This is a genomic window from Alteromonas sp. AO-Serp, from assembly GCF_017849675.1.
In the GTDB taxonomy this organism is placed as follows: domain Bacteria; phylum Pseudomonadota; class Gammaproteobacteria; order Enterobacterales; family Alteromonadaceae; genus Alteromonas; species Alteromonas macleodii.
This window is the reverse complement of the sequence record NZ_JAFLMX010000150.1, coordinates 1-18,035: the sequence shown is the minus strand read 5'-3', so window position 1 is coordinate 18,035 and position 18,035 is coordinate 1. Positions and strand designations below refer to the sequence as shown.

At 40.5% G+C, this 18,035-nt stretch carries 18 protein-coding genes; 8 read left to right on the top strand and 10 right to left on the bottom strand.

Going from position 1 to position 18,035, the window contains the following annotated elements; translation table 11 throughout:
- Positions 1–330: 330 nt before the first annotated feature.
- The 5 genes from QVA83_RS11160 to QVA83_RS11140 form a co-directional block, all read right to left on the bottom strand.
- Positions 331–741 (bottom strand): DUF2000 family protein, encoded by a 411-nt coding sequence (locus QVA83_RS11160; protein ID WP_156079182.1) that lies wholly within the window; start codon positions 739–741, stop codon positions 331–333.
- Positions 742–765: 24 nt separating this feature from the next.
- On the bottom strand, positions 766–1,359 hold the full coding sequence (locus QVA83_RS11155) for a LysE family translocator (protein WP_156079183.1): 594 nt from the start codon (positions 1,357–1,359) through the stop codon (positions 766–768).
- A 31-nt stretch (positions 1,360–1,390) separates the two neighbouring features.
- Positions 1,391–2,218: an AraC family transcriptional regulator gene (locus QVA83_RS11150; protein WP_156079184.1), complete on the bottom strand. Its 828-nt coding sequence runs from the start codon at positions 2,216–2,218 to the stop codon at positions 1,391–1,393.
- Positions 2,219–2,374: 156 nt separating this feature from the next.
- Positions 2,375–3,217 carry a 3-methyl-2-oxobutanoate hydroxymethyltransferase gene (gene panB, locus QVA83_RS11145; RefSeq protein ID WP_156079185.1) on the bottom strand — a complete coding sequence of 281 codons (843 nt, stop codon included), beginning with the start codon at positions 3,215–3,217 and terminating at the stop codon, positions 2,375–2,377.
- 31 nt (positions 3,218–3,248) lie between these two features.
- Complete coding sequence (locus QVA83_RS11140; protein ID WP_231514753.1) at positions 3,249–3,842, bottom strand: LysE family translocator; 594 nt, start codon at positions 3,840–3,842, stop codon at positions 3,249–3,251.
- A gap of 148 nt (positions 3,843–3,990) precedes the next feature.
- On the opposite strand from QVA83_RS11140, the gene QVA83_RS11135 reads away from it, so the two are divergent.
- Entirely contained in the window at positions 3,991–4,443 is a 453-nt protein-coding gene (locus QVA83_RS11135; RefSeq protein WP_156079187.1) for an Lrp/AsnC family transcriptional regulator, read from the top strand.
- A 242-nt stretch (positions 4,444–4,685) separates the two neighbouring features.
- A complete protein-coding gene (locus tag QVA83_RS11130; protein WP_156079188.1) occupies positions 4,686–5,111 on the top strand; it encodes a hypothetical protein in 426 nt (141 codons plus the stop codon).
- Positions 5,112–5,405: 294 nt separating this feature from the next.
- Here the strand turns inward: QVA83_RS11130 and QVA83_RS11125 are convergent, their stop codons facing one another.
- The gene (locus QVA83_RS11125) at positions 5,406–5,828 is read right to left on the bottom strand and encodes a hypothetical protein (RefSeq protein ID WP_061487080.1); all 423 of its coding nucleotides are present in this window, start codon (positions 5,826–5,828) and stop codon (positions 5,406–5,408) included.
- Between the two features lie 829 nt (positions 5,829–6,657).
- On the opposite strand from QVA83_RS11125, the gene QVA83_RS11120 reads away from it, so the two are divergent.
- A complete protein-coding gene (locus QVA83_RS11120; protein WP_061487078.1) occupies positions 6,658–7,059 on the top strand; it encodes a hypothetical protein in 402 nt (133 codons plus the stop codon).
- Positions 7,060–7,319: 260 nt separating this feature from the next.
- Here QVA83_RS11120 and QVA83_RS11115 read toward each other — a convergent pair whose 3' ends face one another.
- Positions 7,320–8,234 (bottom strand): hypothetical protein, encoded by a 915-nt coding sequence (locus QVA83_RS11115; protein WP_156079189.1) that lies wholly within the window; start codon positions 8,232–8,234, stop codon positions 7,320–7,322.
- Positions 8,235–9,035: 801 nt separating this feature from the next.
- Here QVA83_RS11115 and QVA83_RS11110 point away from each other — a divergent pair.
- Positions 9,036–10,076, top strand: a complete 1,041-nt coding sequence (locus tag QVA83_RS11110; protein ID WP_061487076.1) for an IS630 family transposase — start codon at positions 9,036–9,038, stop codon at positions 10,074–10,076.
- A 392-nt stretch (positions 10,077–10,468) separates the two neighbouring features.
- On the opposite strand, the gene QVA83_RS11105 is transcribed toward QVA83_RS11110, so the two are convergent.
- Positions 10,469–11,212, bottom strand: a complete 744-nt coding sequence (locus tag QVA83_RS11105; RefSeq protein ID WP_156079190.1) for a DNA replication terminus site-binding protein — start codon at positions 11,210–11,212, stop codon at positions 10,469–10,471.
- Between the two features lie 514 nt (positions 11,213–11,726).
- On the opposite strand from QVA83_RS11105, the gene QVA83_RS11100 reads away from it, so the two are divergent.
- A protein-coding gene (locus QVA83_RS11100; RefSeq protein WP_156079191.1) for an IS5 family transposase occupies positions 11,727–12,489 on the top strand; the annotation gives its coding sequence in 2 pieces (ribosomal slippage) (positions 11,727–12,365 and positions 12,367–12,489; 762 coding nt in all).
- Here QVA83_RS11100 and QVA83_RS11095 read toward each other — a convergent pair.
- Positions 12,432–12,560, bottom strand: a complete 129-nt coding sequence (locus tag QVA83_RS11095; protein WP_263615099.1) for a hypothetical protein — start codon at positions 12,558–12,560, stop codon at positions 12,432–12,434. The genes QVA83_RS11100 and QVA83_RS11095 overlap by 58 nt on opposite strands.
- Positions 12,561–14,798: 2,238 nt before the next feature.
- On the opposite strand from QVA83_RS11095, the gene QVA83_RS11090 reads away from it, so the two are divergent.
- From QVA83_RS11090 to QVA83_RS11080, 3 genes are all read left to right on the top strand, one after another.
- A complete protein-coding gene (locus QVA83_RS11090; RefSeq protein WP_156079192.1) occupies positions 14,799–15,035 on the top strand; it encodes a hypothetical protein in 237 nt (78 codons plus the stop codon).
- Positions 15,036–15,288: 253 nt separating this feature from the next.
- A complete protein-coding gene (locus tag QVA83_RS11085; protein WP_081106153.1) occupies positions 15,289–15,663 on the top strand; it encodes a helix-turn-helix domain-containing protein in 375 nt (124 codons plus the stop codon).
- A gap of 2 nt (positions 15,664–15,665) precedes the next feature.
- Positions 15,666–16,949, top strand: coding sequence for a type II toxin-antitoxin system HipA family toxin (locus tag QVA83_RS11080; protein WP_156079193.1), 1,284 nt, complete (start codon positions 15,666–15,668; stop codon positions 16,947–16,949).
- A gap of 39 nt (positions 16,950–16,988) precedes the next feature.
- Here the strand turns inward: QVA83_RS11080 and QVA83_RS11075 are convergent, their stop codons facing one another.
- Positions 16,989–17,120 (bottom strand): hypothetical protein, encoded by a 132-nt coding sequence (locus QVA83_RS11075; protein WP_262385800.1) that lies wholly within the window; start codon positions 17,118–17,120, stop codon positions 16,989–16,991.
- Between the last annotated feature and the right edge of the window lie 915 nt (positions 17,121–18,035).

Sequence of the window (18,035 nt, the reverse complement as noted above, 5' to 3'; positions counted from 1 at the left end):
CCTCAAATGCACAAACAAAACATTCAAAGAACACGGTTAAAGATAACCGTCAATTTCCCTTGGTAATTAGCGACTACGACAGAATCGCGTGGTAATTAAAGTACGACAAAATCGCTTGGTGTTAACACCATAATTTGTAGTAGCTCATATCTGATCTCACAGTTTCGATGAGTCGGTTTTGACTCCATCTGACAGGCAGCTATGAGCGTAAAGCGGACGTTGGACATAACTTTTGCGCAAGTCCGCTTCAGACAATAAGCGGACGGTCAGGCTTATTACACTGGATTTCTGTCACTGGTCAGAAGCGGGAATAAAGTAGTTGAGGTGAGGCTAATCGTGCAGTTTGGCGCCTTTGATGATTTTATCCACAAGCTTTTTCTCAGCACAAATTGCAATGCCAACTACAGGCAAGTCTTCGGTTTTATATTTTTTGACAGTATTGCGATTCGATTCATCATCTCCGGTGGTAAACATATCTTCAATAAAAAGGGCTATTTTTTCGTTTTCGCGATTTGCCCGCTGAACAATTGTTAAAAGCTTATTTCTTTGAGCTTTCAAAACCATGGTGGGTTGAACACCTAATGGCAAATACTCTTTATCAGAAGCATCGGAATACGTACTTCCTTTTGTAATTTTATCTGTTGAAGTGACGCCTCCAGACAAAAACGCGACAACATTAAGTTTTTGCCATGTCGGTAAGTCACTGGCTATAACAATTGCGAATTTAGTATCAAACGTCATGTTTCACCTTTTTCATATCAAATATTACGTGGTATACAGAAAAGGGGTTATTCCCATATTTATGCCTACAAACACTAAAAAAAACGCCATCAACTTATTGACTATTGTTAGGTATCGTTCCTGTCTTATATTTCTGCCCAGAAGTTTGCCTAACAGGTAATATGACAGAGGGGCGCCGAATGCGAGAACAGCCAATCCTGCACACCACATTACGATATGCAGCCCCGTTATTCCTGCGGCTGGAAACTGAACCGTTGCAACAGGTAAGGCAACCGTTATACCTTTTGGATTCAGTAATTGAAGCATTAAGCCATCGCGTAACGAAAGAACCTTAGGTTCAGATTCAGGCTCATTAATTACTGGGCTAGTAAATATTTTGTATGCCAACCACAGGATGTAAAGAGCACCAATTACTGAGGTCCACTGCAACATATCCTCGTTCATCAGTTTTTCACCTACAATAGAAACAGACGAAAATAAGATAAACATAGCCAGAGCGACTCCAGCACAAAAAGAAATAATAACTTTCTGCTTTTGAATGCCACTATTCAAACAAATGGCGTTAACAGGCCCAGGCGTATACATGATACCGATGGCATAAAGGATAATTTCAATCATGGGTTACTACTTATAGGTATTAGCAGTCAGATTACGTAGACAACTGCTTTTGATATTGCGTTGGTGTTATGCCGAAGGTGTTTTTAAACTTTCGGTTTAAATGACTTACATCCGAAAAGCCGAATTTATTGGCGACATCAATTGCCTTCTCTCCATATTCTAAGGCAGCCTTGCAACGATTAATTCTGGAAGCAAGCACATACTGATGGGGGGTCATGCCAAATTGTTCACTGAACATTCTTATAAAGTGATATTTTGAAATATTCGCTGCATTAGCAATTTCATCCACTGTGATTTTGTTTTGCAAGTTTTCGAGAATGAAATCTTTAGCGCGGATAAGCAATGCATCCTTACGAGATTGAGGGCTTAAGGCAGATGTACCTGAACCGCCAATTCGCACGATAGATTGGACAATTCTAAGTAAAGCATACTCTTCCTCAACACATGAATATTGGCCGCAATTGCTCATTAATTGGAAGAACGACAAAACTTGATCTCTTAAGATATTATCCTGGAAAAGAGATTGTTTTATGTGAAGTTTATCTTTTACGACGACGCTAAATGATTTAGACAGGTTTAAAAACAAATGCTCAGGAATGTATAACATCTGGTACTCCATCGGAGACCCCGCTCCTGCATGTCCATCGTGGACCTGCTCTGGATTAAAGAAAATGATATTTCCTGCATTACTTTTGTGATGCGCCCCCTGACTATAAAAGTCCTGACGACCACTGCATGTTACTCCTATGCTGTACTCTTCGTGAGCGTGTTTGTCATAACTAAAATCAGTCATTTTTGCGGAAAATGCACTCAAGCCCGAAAAATTTTGGCTTTTAACATAAAAAAATTGCTCATGCATTTAGCTATTCTCATCCGCTTAAAACTATTAGTAGTATAGGGGGCTATAGACCCAGAGATATAGAATAAAATTGCTGATTGTTATGAAAGAACAAGTACCAGGCTAACTTTAAAAAAATATAAATGATGCAACCGCTGGCTATAGCGACCGCGAGTGTTAATTAAACTCATGTTCTATGCATGGGAATGTTCCATTTTCAACCTCCTCGATGTAATTACTAACGGCACTGGTGAGCACGGAGTTTAGGTCAGCATACTGTTTTACGAAACGGGGCAACTTACCAGTGCGTAATCCTGCCATGTCTTGCCAGACCAGCACTTGAGCATCGCATTGCGAGCCTGCTCCTATACCTACCACAGGAATCTTAACTGCGTTTGAAATTGAGGCACCTACATTAGCAGGCACCATTTCGACCAACAGCGCAAATGCTCCGGCCTCTTCAAATGCCTCTGCAAGTTCTACAAGACAAGCTCCGCCACCTTCTTTTCCCTGAATCTTGTATCCACTTAACTGATGTTCAGATTGCGGTGTAAACCCTATATGTGCCATTACCGGAATGCCGGATGAAGATAGCTTTTTCACCTGGGGTATCATTTCAATTCCCCCTTCCAACTTAACCGCATGCGCCAATCCTTCTTTCATAAACCTGACACTGGTATGAAAGCATTGCTCTGGTGAAGCTTGATAAGAACCGAACGGTAAATCTGCGATAATCAATGGGCGCTCTGTAGAGCGGGCAACAGCACGGACGAGCGGCAACAATTCATCCACCGTCACAGGAAGTGACGTTTCATAGCCAAACACATTGTTAGCCGCAGAGTCTCCGATGAGCAAGACAGGAATACCTGCCTTTTCGAACAATTGTGCGGTATACATATCGTAACTGGTGAGCATTGCCCATTTTCTCCCTTCCTCTTTCATTTTAAGAAGATGGCCAATTCTGACTTTACTTTGCTTAATCTTTTTTTGCTCCGCATAAGGCGGCGTTATCTCACTCATTAATTCTTTACCTTCATTTTTAATGATTGAGCTACAGCGACGTATAGAGCGATTTCACGGCATCGAAAACCAATCCCGCCCCCAATAACATCAGGATAGATGCTGATATACGGCTGAACCTCTTTGCTGTGCCCGGTGACTTACTTAATATGCTGCGGGCGAATATGCTGACCAAGAAGTACACAATGGTGCACCCTATAAAATGTATCATCCCTAAAATAAACAACTGGATTTTAGGAGAGAACCCTGAGGGAGCAATAAACTGGGGGAGTAAGGCGACAAACAGCAACATCACTTTAGGATTTAAACCACTTATTAAAAAGCCTTTTCTGATCCATGTCGCATCAGATTGGACAGATGAATCTGTGGCGTAGTTTGTTGGCACCGGAGGGGATCTAAAAAGAGACACGGCTATCCACACCAAATACAGAGCACCCACCAGGGCTATCGTGTTCAATAGCACTGGCAAAGCTGATAATAAGCTCCCTACACCCGCAACCACTAAAAGAATAGCGACAAAATGCCCTAGCATTAAACCACTTACTGCCGCGACTATCTTATCGCCAGTAATACCTGCACTTATTGCATAAGCCCAGTCTACGCCTGGCGTTAAAATGAACATCATGGAAATCAGCCAAAAGGAGAAGACAGCATTTATATCCACATTCAATCCACCCATAAAAACCTAATATAGGTTCCATTTTAATTCTTCAACTCAAGGAAAAATTCCCGTATATTCCTCAAGAAGCTTACTTTTTAGGGAAAATTTTCCAATGGATGCAGTCGATAGGAAAATTCTTTATGAATTGCAGAAAGACGGGCGGTTAACACTGTCTGAACTCGCTGAGCGAGTTAATCTAAGTAAATCTCCTTGCCATCGACGCCTTAAAGAATTAGAAAAAAGCAAAGCTATTTTGGGTTATCGTGCGGAAGTAGCGGCAGATAAGGTGGGGTTGACGTTTTCAGCTTTAGTATTTGTTACGATGAAAGATGGCGACAAAAATGCGTTAATTCAGTTTGAAAAGTCAGTAGAGGGCATTCCTCAGATTGTACAGGCCCAGCGTTTATTTGGAACTCCCGACTATCAATTGCATGTCGTCACTAAAGACCTAGAGGCTTTTCAACAATTATACGATGATAAACTCTCAGCACTTCCTAGTGTTCAGCGTCTAACATCGACAATCGTGATGAAGGATATAGTCCAAGCGAGATCTCTTTATTTTTAAAAACGATTCTAATTTTGGATTCTTCAAATTCTAAGTTGCAATTTCCCATCAACCAGATCGATGAACTGTTGCTGTGGAACATCGATTTAACTCACACGCAAACGACCGACGCACTCTAAAAATAGGTGTCCACTTAAAAATGAGTGGGCACTAAAAATAAGCTCAACGTGTTATGGCCGAACGCTTACTCAATAACTCTGCTTTCTAATCTAGCAACTAATTTTTATGAGCTATTTAAAGCCATGAATGAAGACATTCAAAAAGGCATAGTCAGAATGCAGTGGCAAGATATGTATTTCAACTATCTAAGTCATGCGCTGGGCGATATAGATCCAGTGTCAATCTTGAAAAAAGAAGCATCAATTGATGAGGTAGTTCTAGAAAACGCAGTTTCTGAAGCAAAAAGTAAGGCTGAAGCAGATAATTCATTACCCGTATTTAAAAATTACGTATTCGTCGAAAAGCTCCTCAATCACCCAGATATAAAAGAAGCATATAGCTTTGTAGGTAAAATCGATTCCCTAGATATGTTTGTATCGCACTATCTTAATGCCCACAATTTAAACGATCTATTATATGGTTTACTTTCTAGTATCGATATTAGAGCCAGCGCTCCACTGTTAGCACTATCTGAACCCAGCGATTGGGCGTTGAAGAATCCAACATGATCATCTAATTACCGCTGTTCGCCCATTGCCGCCATTAGAATCTTAATGCTTCAACGCCCGCTTCACGTACTCTTCTGCCGTTTGATTGCAAATATTTGAACGGCAGCTTTTGGCACAAAGCAGAAGTAGGTAGTCAATAATCTGTACTTCAGCGCATAATATTTAAATGCTTGTCGAGTTATGGTGGAAACTCCAGTCCAACGAGTCGGTTATGGGTTACGTAACTCAGCGATGAAGGTCAACATTCACGCATGATAATGCTTGTTATCATGCGTGAAACGGAAGTTATGATAGCTAAGGTTCTTTTTTGTTAACCACCTTAGTTTGATTGAAATTTTTCGTTAAGTTTTTGCAGTGAACCTTAAAATCAGATGACGATTTGTCACCTAGCGTAACTTTGAATCCTTTTCTCTTTAAAAAATCAGCCAATCGCGGCGATAGTACCGACTCCACTGACATTGAGTCATAGGTTAACTCGTATTCTATGAATAACAAAAGAGTAGTAAAAACTTGTTGATTTTGGATCATCGGGTCAATAGCGATCGTACTTAAGCAAAAATGATTCTGTCCTCTAACTGTATTACATCTTGCGTAAATCTCAATTTTTGAGGTTTTTAAGAGTTTACTACGAGGTTTGCCGTTATCCATAAAAATATCGTGAAACTCTTTTAGTAGTTTAATTGCTTCTTCTAAATTTTTTGAAGCTGTTCTATTCATTTTTGTCAATCCGAAATTAAGTTTATGACTTGGACTATCTATAAAACAATCGGTTATAAATCCTTTTTAACGAATTGAGTTTGTGACTATGGAAGCTCGAGGTAGCTTCAAATTGCTCCATCACTCGAATTGTGCCTGGTCTCCAGAGCAGTTTATGATAAGTGTATAGTTCTGCATCGCTTAATAGGTGAACCTCGCGTCTTTGCCGCTTACAAAAGAGCCAATGCCTTCTTCCTACTTTATTAACTTGTCGAACAGTCAAGAACGCTCGGTAGTTATCAATATTTGCGATGTCCTTTTTCCATTGATTGAAGCGCTTTACTGTTTTTGGTGTTGAAAGAATTTTTTGCATATTACTTCCATGCCCAAACAAGAAAATACTGGCGGCTACTTAATAATTTGGCTAGCGAACGTTTATAGACAAAGGGGCGTGCAATTTCGAAAAGTTTTGTATCCATTCAAGTCTTAAATCATATTGCATGAGGTGATTGCTTGAGTGTAATGAATCTACTACTAATGACAACAATTGTTTAGTTTCAACACTCTGATTTAAAAAGAAATTATTGAAATATAACAACGACCACAAAGTTGTTATATTTCAACTATGCTTCGAAAGTGTTGTCGTTCTTGCGATTGTTCAAAACGACTAAAAACCTTAATTTGAAAATCTTTATCACTTAAATGAATTTAAATATAAAAAAAAAATATAACAAACTTCACTATTAGTAATTGTCCGGTTATGCTTTTAATGTAATGCGATGAGAGCGGCCTGTTAAAAATCGCATTAAAACACCGAATTGATCGAACAAAAATTCATTAGGTATTCAGTATGAACAGTAAAGCTAACATTTTAAAACAATTAGAAGCCAATACTTACGAAGCGCTCAATATAGCTAGTACGATTCTTGACAGCTGGGGATGTACTGACTCTGAAAAGGCCACTATTCTCGGTATATCAGTGAACACATATCTAGCTTTTAAACAAGGTTGGGAAGATATAGCGCTTAATGCTAGGCAATTAGAGTGTGCTAGCTATATTTTTAATATTCATCAAACCTTACTGGCAATATTCTCCAATCGACAAAACACAAACGGATTTATGCGAATGGTTAATAATAACGAATACTTCAGTGGACGAACGCCACTCGATATTATCTTGGGCGCCTCCTGTAAAACTACTGCGCTGCGCCAGGTTTTCAACCGAATAGATAGTCTTAGCGCCGGTCTTTAATGCCTAAACAACGCTCGGATATTGTAGACGCTTTGTCTGTTAGTAGGTAACCTGCTTGCTTTGAGAGTAGAGCGTTGTCGACCCATAAAGAATAAATATAGCCATCTACTTTTATCGCTACCATAGTTTAAAATGCGAAAAAAATTTCTCAAAGTTTATAGGTGATTCTCGTGAGTTTACTTTCGCTTTAAAGTAAAAGTAATAACCGTTTCTTGCCCCTTTCCGCCTGCAATTGTTTGATAGATAAGTGGAACTAACCTTTAAGTTAATTCCCAATGATACATCGTTAATTGTAATTTTGGTGTAATCCATCGCGGAGATAATTCTGAAGTCAGCTTTTTTTGTTGGATTAATCGCTCAACAACTTTAACGCTAAGAGGCTCGAGTGCAGCAACCAGTGTGTCATTGCGGCTATCTTTCCCAACGAGTACCCATCGACCATTGACGTCTAATCCCGGTGCATATACCCCAGTCGCTAATTTATCTTCAAACTGCCAGATTGAGTCTAAAAAATGCTCGTCTGAAGAGATTATGTGGTCGGCTAATAGCGCTTTTTCAATTGCCGAAAGTAGTAGTGGTTCGTCATTAGCATTTTGATTTGATTTGATATGGTCGATAATGCCTGAAGCCACTCGCTTGTGTCTCTTAGGTAACATCGAGCGCTCTGTTCTTGATTCTTTGATGTTCCTATTTTGAATCAAATCATCAGACTCTTCTTTTAGCCGCTTAGCTTCCTCTTTGGTCCTTGCAACAACTTCAAAAATATTATCAAACTCGAGTTTTGCTTGTATTTCAGGCTGTTCTTCGCTGTCTTTTACCAGTTCTTGCAACTCAGCATCTTCTTCAAGGCTTTCGGAAGCTTGCTCGTCGTAATCACAATCTACGGACCCAAACTCACGGCCAACTGAACCTCCGAGCGTTCCGTGCAGTCTTCTTTTTTTGCACCAAGCGATGGCCATCCTATCCATTATGTCTGCCGGAATATCAACAGACAATTGAGAAAAGGCGTCATCACCGGTATGTCCTTGGGTTACATTGAATGAAACAGGGAAGTCGACTACTAGCTCTGCTGGGTTTGTATTGTCACTTGGATTAGAGACACTGTCTCCACTAGGAAACTCTTGATGTAAGCTATAGCCCTCATCACTAAAAATCCAGTCGGTTCTAGTCATCATAAACCCTATTTAAATTTACAATTAGCAAGCAAACTTAGTGTGCACTTAGCCTAATAAAAAAGTTTAAGTATATACAGACATGTGTAGTTGTAATAGCCTACAAATCAAACTCCTGCTTTATATTCTTTATAGCGCCACAGTAATAGTTTACTTGCATAGACACTTACTTTTACCTACATACTACTGTTTCTATTATGTGTTCGCATTCGCCCCCTCTATGTTTCCCATTTTCCGTAGACCCTGTAATTGTCTTAAGGCGCCAGATAATAAAAAACTATTAGAATCGACTTTGAAATTAGGGGGAGTATTAATTTCAACATGGCTGTTGAGAGCTGCAAGGAGCATAAGCGCACAATTGAAACAAAAGTCAGAGCTTACTTCTTTCGCTTTATATACTAGCAACCCAAAATCATTAGCCCTAGGGGGAGTGAAATGTTAACTCTTCTGGTAACCTAGTCTTCTCCAGCAGCTGACTTCCAGTATTAAACCTTAAGAAAAGAGCAACAGGCTATATCGGAAAGTTCTGTTTAACGTCAGGTCAGTTTTCTCACACAGAATCGTTCTAGTAGCTTTTGACCATTTTCAATATACAAAACAGCTTCAACGCTTCGTCTTTCAAAAAGGTAGTGCAATTACTATTGCAACGAAGTTTTTTAAAGCAGTTGGAATAAGAAAAATGAGAGTTAGTAAAAGAGGCTAAATAGCTGTTCCTAAGTGTAGATCACCCCATAGAGGGAAGTCAGTGTGATTTCTGCGATCAGATCAATCGCCAAAAAGAAATTACCGAGAACCACACTGAGCATGAACAGAATAGCATTGATTGACCGGGCTGAGCGACGCCGTTTAGAAAAAATCGTTCAACGCAGTAAGGATAAACGCTTTAGTCGTCGGGCAAATGCTGTGCTTTTGGTTCACAAGGGCCAGTCCCGTAAGCACGTTGCGTTATTGCTGAGTGCAGCACGTTCATCGGTCAGTCGCTGGTGCAAGTGGTATGAAGAATCAGGAATAGACGGTTTAAAAGATGCTGAGCATGGCAAACCGGCTTATTTGCCGGGTGACATCATAGTGCAGTTACTCTTCTTGCTGATTCCATGGACACCACAAGATCTCGGTTATCAGCGTAGCCGATGGAGTTCGGAATTACTGGCGAAGGTCATTCAGGAGAATACTGGGATCCGTGTACACAGCTCGACTTTACGGCGGTGGATGCCAGAACTCGGTATTGTTTGGCGTAGAGCAGCCCCTACTTTGCGGATAAGAGATCCACACAAGGAAGAGAAACTGGCAGCGATTAAAGCCGCGCTTGAGAAGTGTTGTGCCGAACATCCGGTGTTTTACGAGGATGAGGTGGATATTCATCTGAATCCCAAAATAGGTGCGGATTGGGGGTTCAGAGGAAAGCAGCGGTTAGTTCCAACGCCAGGACAAAATGAAAAATACTATCTGGCCGGCGCGTTAAATGCCGGCACAGGCAAAGTGCTTTACGTGGGGCGACACTCAAAATGCTCTGAGATATTTATCCGGCTAATGGAGCATTTAAGAAAAACGTACCGGAAAGCAAAAACCATCACGCTGATTGTGGACAATTACATTATTCGTAAAAGCAAAAAGACGCAGGCATGGCTGAAGCAGAATCCCAAATTTACCTTGCTGTTCCAGCCAGTCTACAGCCCTTGGGTCAATAAAATTGAAAAGTTGTGGCATGCGTTGCATGAAACTGTAACCCGCAATCACAGGTGCACTGAAATGTGGGAATTGCTACAACGAGTACGGCGCTTTATGGAAGCTGCATCGCCATTTCCAGGCAACCAGCATGGGATCGCAAAGATGAAGCAGACTTAGGATCAGTTATTTAGGTATGGACGTAATACAATTATTTGTTCTTGCAGGTACAGCTGTGGCATTGTTAATTATATACATAGGTTTTTCATGGGTCTCTGGCCATAGCAAACCTTCGAAAAAAAATAATAGATAGTTATAAGTACTGAAGTTAAGGCTGTATGGAAACTCTTTACATTATTACCTTCATATAATTGTTTGTTGTCGCCTGCGTGAAAGTTTCTGCTCACATATCCTACCGAAAACTGGGGCCGTCACGTAAGGGCAAAGCAAAAAGCTATCTCTTCATAAAAAATGCTAGCTTGATAGCAGTATAGAAGAATAGAAAAATTTAAAATTGAAGCGGTCAACTAAGTCGTTGAGCTTGTATGCTTGGGTTAGTAGTGAGGATTTGACTAGCTATTCTCCCGTTGTTTATCTTCTTCTGTTATAGATCTCATGTAGAGGTTTATAGTCTCACTCAAACACTCCCACGCATGCCCTTGTCTATTTGCTTTGCGTTTTTGCGGCACATGCTCGCTTAACGGACAAATTGTGGGGACATCCTCGTAATTACACAAAATAACGGGCTGTGCGGCATTGATGGTATTTACCAGCGGCTTACCCCGTGCTGCCTCGTAATACAGCGACAAATTCACCGATGCATTGCGAGTTTTACGGACATAAAACCGGTGACTATGTTGCGTCTCATCGATGCGCGTTGAGAGCGCCTTAAGCTGCTTAAGGTTGAGGCTAGAGTTACAGTTGTAAAGGTAGTGTTTGGCTCTATCAGGCAAAAAACGTTGGTCAGCGTTCTTGTAAGCCCAATAAAAGTTCACGCTTTTAAGCGCGGTGTCCGTATCAGGGCGACAGTTAATGACATCGATATGACGATACAGCTGATAGGAGATAATTTCGGCGTAACGGTGTTGATGTAAGAACTCGTGCTTCTGCAAATGATTGCGTCCGTGTGAACCATCCGGCTTTCTATCCTGCACGCGGTGTTTGATAGCCGTCTTCGTACTGTTAACGGCGATAATGGTATTAATGACGTCGTTATGGTTCTCAAGCAACAAAATGCCAGGGTACTTGCCCGCCACCCGGCCTGAAATATTATGAGAAGGACGATGGAAGCACTTTAAGGCATTAAGGCAACGCAGTTGCGCTTAGACGTTGAACATATCGCGGTGACCTAACATCAATTCACCGGCAGGGAAGGCTCTAAAATCCTCTTTGGTATACAGATAAACGCCCTGATGAATGTACTTATTGGTGCCGGCGCCGTAATAGTAACAGCATTACACCCACAGCCAGAATAATACCCTTTTGGGGCTCTGGAACTGAAACATTGGATTGTTCTGGCGTGACGGTTCTAGAGACTATGGGGCTTTCAAAATTAACAGTCAGTTGCGAACTTTCATTGAGGTAAAAAATAACGCAACTTGTTTGTTGGCTAGTACTGTCTTCAAATAAAAATAAGTAATAATCCCTCTCTATTGTAAATAAATCGACATTAGGGGTTGTCAATGTATAAGCGCTGGAGAGATATTAAACGCCGTTAAATCAAAATAATTATCACCCCTAAGGCCTGTTGATCTTTCGTGATTAGTTTTTGACCGGCATGGTAAAGCGCTATAATTCGTTTCGCCAAAAATAAATTAACAACTCAATACCATGCCAAGACTAATGCTAACTGATAAGCGGTGGCAAAAGCTACTTCAAGTAATGAAGAGCACTGGCCGCATTTACAATAAACCAGAACACAGAATGACCTTTGAAGGAATACTTTACCGCCTGAGAACTGGTATCCCTTGGCGAGATTTACCCACAGAGTTTGGTGGCTGGAGTGCCATTTATCGACGCTTCAATTTGTGGTCAAAGAAAGGTCTATTAAATATGTTATTCAATGAGTTAGCAAAACTTGCTGATTATGAGTGGGTCTTTGCGGACGGTTCAATTGTTAAAGCCCATCAGCATAGTACAGGTGCTGCGACATCAGATAATGAATGCATAGGTAAGAGCCGAGGTGGTAATTCTACGAAAATCCATTTGGCTGTGGATAGTGGCGGACTTCCTATATATTTTGAGCTATCGGAAGGCCAAAGAAACGACATTACTCGTGCTCAAAGTTTGGTTGACCATTTGCAAGAAATAAATATTTTCGTCAGCGACAAAGGGTACGATAGTGATTCTTTGCGGGAATATATTGAAGCCAAGGGAGGCACTTCTGTCATACCGAAACGCAATTATGGCCAAGATATAGACAAAAACAGTGTCGATTGGTGCCTTTATAAATATAGGCACTTAGTTGAAAAATGCATTCGCACGAATTAAACATTATCGTTCAATATCAACTAGGTATGAAAAATTGGCGAGGAATTATGCCAGTATGGTGTCACTGGCATTTTCAATGATGTGGCTACCGATGTACTGCTGAGTGAAATATGTACAGCAAAGATCAACAGCCCCTAGAGAGTCCGTATCGAGGCTCAAATGTGTCGTTGCCATCGCCGGACTGCCCTACTCTATTCTCACCATCGAGGCAAAATACGCTATTTTGCGCAGTGTCTCATATTGATTATTGGCTTAAAACACACATAAGAGCCTAACAATTGTTTTACTAAACACAAGTTTCGAGTGGCTATTAATCTCGAATCAAGGTAATAAGTACACAACACTTAATTGAACAGGTAGAAGAGAGCGACTGCCTGTTGGTTGAACTTTGTAGTGGCGAAAAACAGGAGTTGTTACTAAGAAATATAAGCACTTAAACGAGGGACAACGATTTAATAAAGATGTCTACTTAAGAGAGGATTTAAGTTGCTGAGGAATTAGAAGTCGTTTGAAATATAGTCACAATACGATTCGCCGATAGGTTTGACGAAAAAAATCTATAGTACGCAATACCTGCCGGATGTTTGCGTACTACAAAGCGACCAAGCTTAGAATAGATGCTGCATAATATTGTATATCAGCACTCACCATTGCCTTCGCTAAGTCTGTCGTGAATGAAAAATGGAGGCCAAAATAAAACTGGCTCGCGGTATTCTTAAGTACCCTTAAGGCAGCTACACGAAGCGTCTGATTATCCCTAATCGCATTAACATCAAGCGTCGCCCCGCTACAGTGAACAAGAAGAAACTGTTCGGCGATTGCTAAGTCGGTACGCTTTTAGGTAAGCAAGGAGCAAGCATATTAGTCAGTCTTGTCGAACGGACAAGTAAGCTGTTTTTGATAATAAAAGAACCAATGAAAAGCGCATATTATAGAAAAGCCCCAGCCATGTTCACACATTCATAGTGGATAATGGTAGTGAGTTTTCCGATCATGAAATAGTGGCAGAAAATTACAAAACGGGCGTTTACTTCGCGAATTTTTACTCATCATGGGAGCGAGGACTAAATGAAAACGTCAAAGGTTTAATGATAAAACAGGAAAGTGCTTCGGCTTTAAGCAGCTCATTGTAGTGTACAGTGAATTACAAAAAAGCAGGTTAACTTAACGGGCGGAGCACCTAGGAAACGAATTCCCGCATCAAATATAAGCCAAATTGTTACGTAAGTTTTATCGGCGATGTATCACTAAACGGCCTTAAAAAAATTATAAATTTGTACCAAGGAGAACAGTGCCAAAATCAATATTTTTACGTCGTTTTTTGAAAAAAATATCGTAAAAAAGGCTGTGGAGAGCAATACGGAAAGGTTAGAAAATGATATTTTTAGATTAACATCTCACACTCAATTCCGTTATATAATACGTAGTCTTATATACATCAGAAAACACTTAAATTTTCGCATTTTTTGAATAAATATTACTCTTTCAACATTTTGCTCGTACCGAGATGAATAAGGAAAGCAACTTCCTGATTAAAACAATGTCTAGAGCGTTACTTCTTGTTCCATTCAGACATACTTTTTGATCGTACCCCCCACGTTACTTCTTAAAAATAAAATAAAAAGGAACGCTTTTTTTTGGGGTACAGAGAACGGTACAGAGAACGCTCTTAAAAAAGTCCAAAAATGTAGTTATGCTTAATTTTTGTACGACCGCGCTATAGAATCTAAACTTTGCAAAATGATAATTTTATTCACAATAACTGAGGCAAAGACCTGTCTATATTTACCACTGAAAAAGCCTTTGTACCTAAGCCTTTTTAAAAGAAGTCGGCGACTATACCTTTATCCATTTACTCATCGTTCTTAAGGAAAATTTTTCACGGTCTTTTTGGATGCATAAAATGACTGAGAGATATAAAATAAGAACTGCAAAAACATTATTGGGTACTTGGTTCAGAAATTGGCTGGCCAGCGGCCATGTCAATTTCTATCCATTGCAACGAAGGCAATTAAAGGTATAAAGAAGATAACTTTTTGTGTTTTCAAAGTGATTTCTGATTGTATAAGATGTTAAGGTGAAATTGTAAAATACCGCTTCGTCAATCATCTCAGCATCTGCTTCTGAAATTTGGAGAGCCCTCTATTTATTCGCTCCGCCAGTGCCGCACTTAAAACTTTTGAACCCGCCGGATATTGATAGGTCACTAACATTTCCCCATCTATAAAAATAGCTTCAAGACCAGTCTTCACATTGTAAGTTTCCGCTATGTTGTGAGGCTTACCACCTTTAAGTGTTGGCCTACCAGATTTCCCGTCCAAAGGAAGTTTAAGCTCATGATTACCTTGGCCAACAATATACAGCCTAAAACTCAATGACTCTTTGTAATCTCCAGCAGGACGAAGTATTGACTTGCCTCGATCATTTTGGAAACTAAGCAAAATTCTGTTCTCTTTATCGCTTTGGTCTTTTCGAAATATTTCATCAATCCCACTAGCGGCCGCTAGAGCAGTAATCGATTCGGTACGCAGTAGCGAACCCAATAATGATTTGTTAACGCTGGTGGGTATTATCGCAGGTCACAACATTCAGGCTGAAGAGCTGCTTATCGCGATTAGAAATGAACTAATAGCAGCATCAAATTCCTAAACCCGGCATTAAGCACCTCCGATAACAGGTGCTTTAGTCCCCCCTGCCTCTCAGTTGTATCACAACGTTTCGCTTTGTTTACCTCCAGAACCGCCGAATAACGGTGTGGAGGTAACGCCCTTTCTTTCTTGCCGCGTTCTCAAATATTCTTTATATAGAATAAAAAATAATATTCCTTTTAGAGAATATTGAAAAATATGCAATATAAGGTATATTTATAAATATACTTCTTATGGAATATATTGAGTTAACAATGAGAATTAAGACCCCAAAAGACGTAGGTCACTACATAGCATCTACACGCAAGGCGCTAGGGTGGTCTCAAACAGACTTGGCCACTAAAATTGGTAAAGACCAGCGCTTTGTATCGAGATTAGAGAATGACCCCACCAGCGTGTCATTTGGTACTGTGCTGATGGTTCTAAACGTTCTCAATATCGATATCGATATGACAAACCAAAACACTCATAAAACAGATGGGACAGCAGCAGTAGCTGGTGGACAGCGTATTCCCCAGAACGCCCCAAAAGACGTTAAAAGCCCATTAAGAAGAGTGAAATCAGGTAAGTTTGTCAGTAAGCCAACGAGAACGCCGGTGGTTGTTAGTAAGAATAAAGCTAAGGAATAGTTATGGCTAAGAGGAGAAAAACTAACAATCTCTCAGTGGCCATCAATGGCCGGCACGTAGGTACATTCGAGCGCTCTGGTGCCACGCATGCATTTACTTACGACGATGAGTGGCTATCCGCAGAATACGCACACCCAATTAGTTTATCGATGCCGCTTACCAAAAAGAGACACACCGGTGACCTGGTGCGCTTTTACTTCGACAACCTACTGCCGGACGACATTGAGATTCGTAAGTTAATTGTTGACCGTGTTGGCGCCTACTCTACAGACACAATGGATTTGTTGAGTGAGATTGGCCGTGATTGCGTTGGCTCTCTTTCTTTAACAGCGGAACCCGTCGATGGGATCGACGAATTGAAGCTTGAGGCAATGAGTCATGCCGATATCGAAGCGCACCTTAGGAATACAGTAAGACGTAAAACACTAGGTATGGATGATGATGACGTATTCAGAATATCCCTTGCAGGTGCACAAGAGAAAACCGCGCTGACACTTCATGAAGGAAAATGGCATCGCCCTCTAGGTACCACTCCAACAACCCATATATTCAAACTGCCAATCCATGATTTAGAAAACGGGCTAAAGCTAACAAACAGTGTAGATAATGAATGGTTCTGCCTGAGATTTATGCGTTACTTGGGATTCAACGTTGCACAAGCGGATATACGCACTTTCGGTGACCAAAAAGCGCTGGTGGTTGAACGGTTTGATAGGCAGCAAGGTGAGGACGGCCTAATATACCGACTTACTCAAGAAGACATGTGCCAAGCGCTTGGTAGGGCTGGCCAGTCAAAGTATGAAGCAAATGGAGGTCCGGGTGCGAGTGAGATAGCCAATCTGCTTCGCTTTAGTACTGATAGCGAAAATGACATGTATCAGTTCTTTCTTGCGCAATATGTATTTTGGCTGTTAATGGGTATTGATGGCCACGCAAAGAACTTCAGTGTTTACCTTGACCATACTGGCCATTGGCTCACCCCGCTTTACGACGTGATTTCAGCGCATCCATTCAGAAATCAATTCAGACGCAAGGAACTGCGGATGGCCATGAAGGTAATGTCTAAAAATAATCATTACATCTGGGCAGACATTCAAATGAGACATTGGAAGTCACATGCAGCTAAGACGTTCTTAAATGATGAGTTGGCTATGGGTTACATTGAAGCACTTAACGCGGATGTTGATGTTGCTTTGAGTAAAACCTTTGCTGATGCTTCTGAAGACTTCGACAAAAAGACTGGGGATCTGATAGCTGAAGGCGTGTTGTCCAAAGTGAGAATATAAAAATGGGGGCTATCCGGCCCCCACTAATGCAGTATCCTACTAGCTCTTACGCTTTATAGGGATACGCCACGCTTTATACCCATAATCATGAGCATCTAACATCTCTGTACTGTTTTTCTTGCGTCTAAAGCGACAAAACACGTAGTTACCTTCAATGTAATTACCACTCATAGCTCGAACCCTCCAGTAACGGTGGGTTTGTCACACACCAAAGGTTCAAACTCAGAATGTGTACAGATGTTGCCATATTTATGAGGACATGGCGTGTCCTTAAATCTTAATAAAGCCATTATTTAGCTCCTAACTTAAAGTAATTAGGAACTCATTGAAATCCTTATTAAAGCCGCCAGGGCCTGCAAAAGGTTCTATAAATATGTAATGTTGAAGTACAAATTTACTTGTTAACTCTCTTGATTTTTTATAGCCATTTACGATACTTTGAGCATGAAGATGTCCAATGCCGATTGATAATCTTCATGGGTCCATTTACTAAACAATGAGTCCCGATTCAGAGAGGCCAGTTGCCGCTGGCCTTTCGGTTCCCAACCCTAGAAAGCCACAGCGCTTACACCCTGTACGAATTTCCAGCGTCAAAAACAAGATAGTGAGGTTTTTGTCTTAATGCAACCCAATACCTGGTGGTATTTTGAGCACTCAAACTGGCATGAAATTTATGTTAGTAACAACTAACTTATTAGCGTTATACAAGCGTAAAATGCCCGGAATGCAAGCACTTATAGTTATTTCTAGGACATAAAAATAAATTTATTCTTAAAAAAGCGTTTTTATAAAAACACGACATATGGTGTTCAAAATTTAAGTAAAACAGCACATGTAGTGTTAAAGCTGATGAAATCACGTTGAGTTCATAAGTGTAAAAGTAACCGGCTTAGTGGGTGGATGGGCTTTACAAGAATCAACAATACACCATAATGTCGATAACAATATCCCAAGATGTAAGTTATACCCAACTCGTTCTATAGAATATAAGAAGGTGAGTTTGTTAGACAGCTGGTAACTCAATAGAATAAAAGAAGGTGTGTTTGTTAGACAGCTGGAAACTCAATCCATCACAAAGGTTATAGC

What these genes read in the sequence shown, in the direction of transcription:
- QVA83_RS11140 (WP_231514753.1), bottom strand. Translation starts at nt 3,842, where the DNA reads ATGATGTTCATTTTAACGCCAGGCGTAGACTGGGCTTATGCAATAAGT.
- QVA83_RS11160 (WP_156079182.1), bottom strand. Translation starts at nt 741, where the DNA reads ATGACGTTTGATACTAAATTCGCAATTGTTATAGCCAGTGACTTACCG.
- panB (WP_156079185.1), bottom strand. Translation starts at nt 3,217, where the DNA reads ATGAGTGAGATAACGCCGCCTTATGCGGAGCAAAAAAAGATTAAGCAA.
- QVA83_RS11080 (WP_156079193.1), top strand. Translation starts at nt 15,666, where the DNA reads ATGGCTAAGAGGAGAAAAACTAACAATCTCTCAGTGGCCATCAATGGC.
- QVA83_RS11115 (WP_156079189.1), bottom strand. Translation starts at nt 8,234, where the DNA reads ATGATGACTAGAACCGACTGGATTTTTAGTGATGAGGGCTATAGCTTA.
- QVA83_RS11125 (WP_061487080.1), bottom strand. Translation starts at nt 5,828, where the DNA reads ATGAATAGAACAGCTTCAAAAAATTTAGAAGAAGCAATTAAACTACTA.
- QVA83_RS11150 (WP_156079184.1), bottom strand. Translation starts at nt 2,218, where the DNA reads ATGCATGAGCAATTTTTTTATGTTAAAAGCCAAAATTTTTCGGGCTTG.
- QVA83_RS11135 (WP_156079187.1), top strand. Translation starts at nt 3,991, where the DNA reads ATGGATGCAGTCGATAGGAAAATTCTTTATGAATTGCAGAAAGACGGG.
- QVA83_RS11110 (WP_061487076.1), top strand. Translation starts at nt 9,036, where the DNA reads ATGAACAGAATAGCATTGATTGACCGGGCTGAGCGACGCCGTTTAGAA.
- QVA83_RS11130 (WP_156079188.1), top strand. Translation starts at nt 4,686, where the DNA reads ATGAATGAAGACATTCAAAAAGGCATAGTCAGAATGCAGTGGCAAGAT.
- QVA83_RS11155 (WP_156079183.1), bottom strand. Translation starts at nt 1,359, where the DNA reads ATGATTGAAATTATCCTTTATGCCATCGGTATCATGTATACGCCTGGG.
- QVA83_RS11085 (WP_081106153.1), top strand. Translation starts at nt 15,289, where the DNA reads ATGAGAATTAAGACCCCAAAAGACGTAGGTCACTACATAGCATCTACA.
- QVA83_RS11075 (WP_262385800.1), bottom strand. Translation starts at nt 17,120, where the DNA reads ATGAGTGGTAATTACATTGAAGGTAACTACGTGTTTTGTCGCTTTAGA.
- QVA83_RS11120 (WP_061487078.1), top strand. Translation starts at nt 6,658, where the DNA reads ATGAACAGTAAAGCTAACATTTTAAAACAATTAGAAGCCAATACTTAC.
- QVA83_RS11095 (WP_263615099.1), bottom strand. Translation starts at nt 12,560, where the DNA reads ATGGCAACGACACATTTGAGCCTCGATACGGACTCTCTAGGGGCTGTT.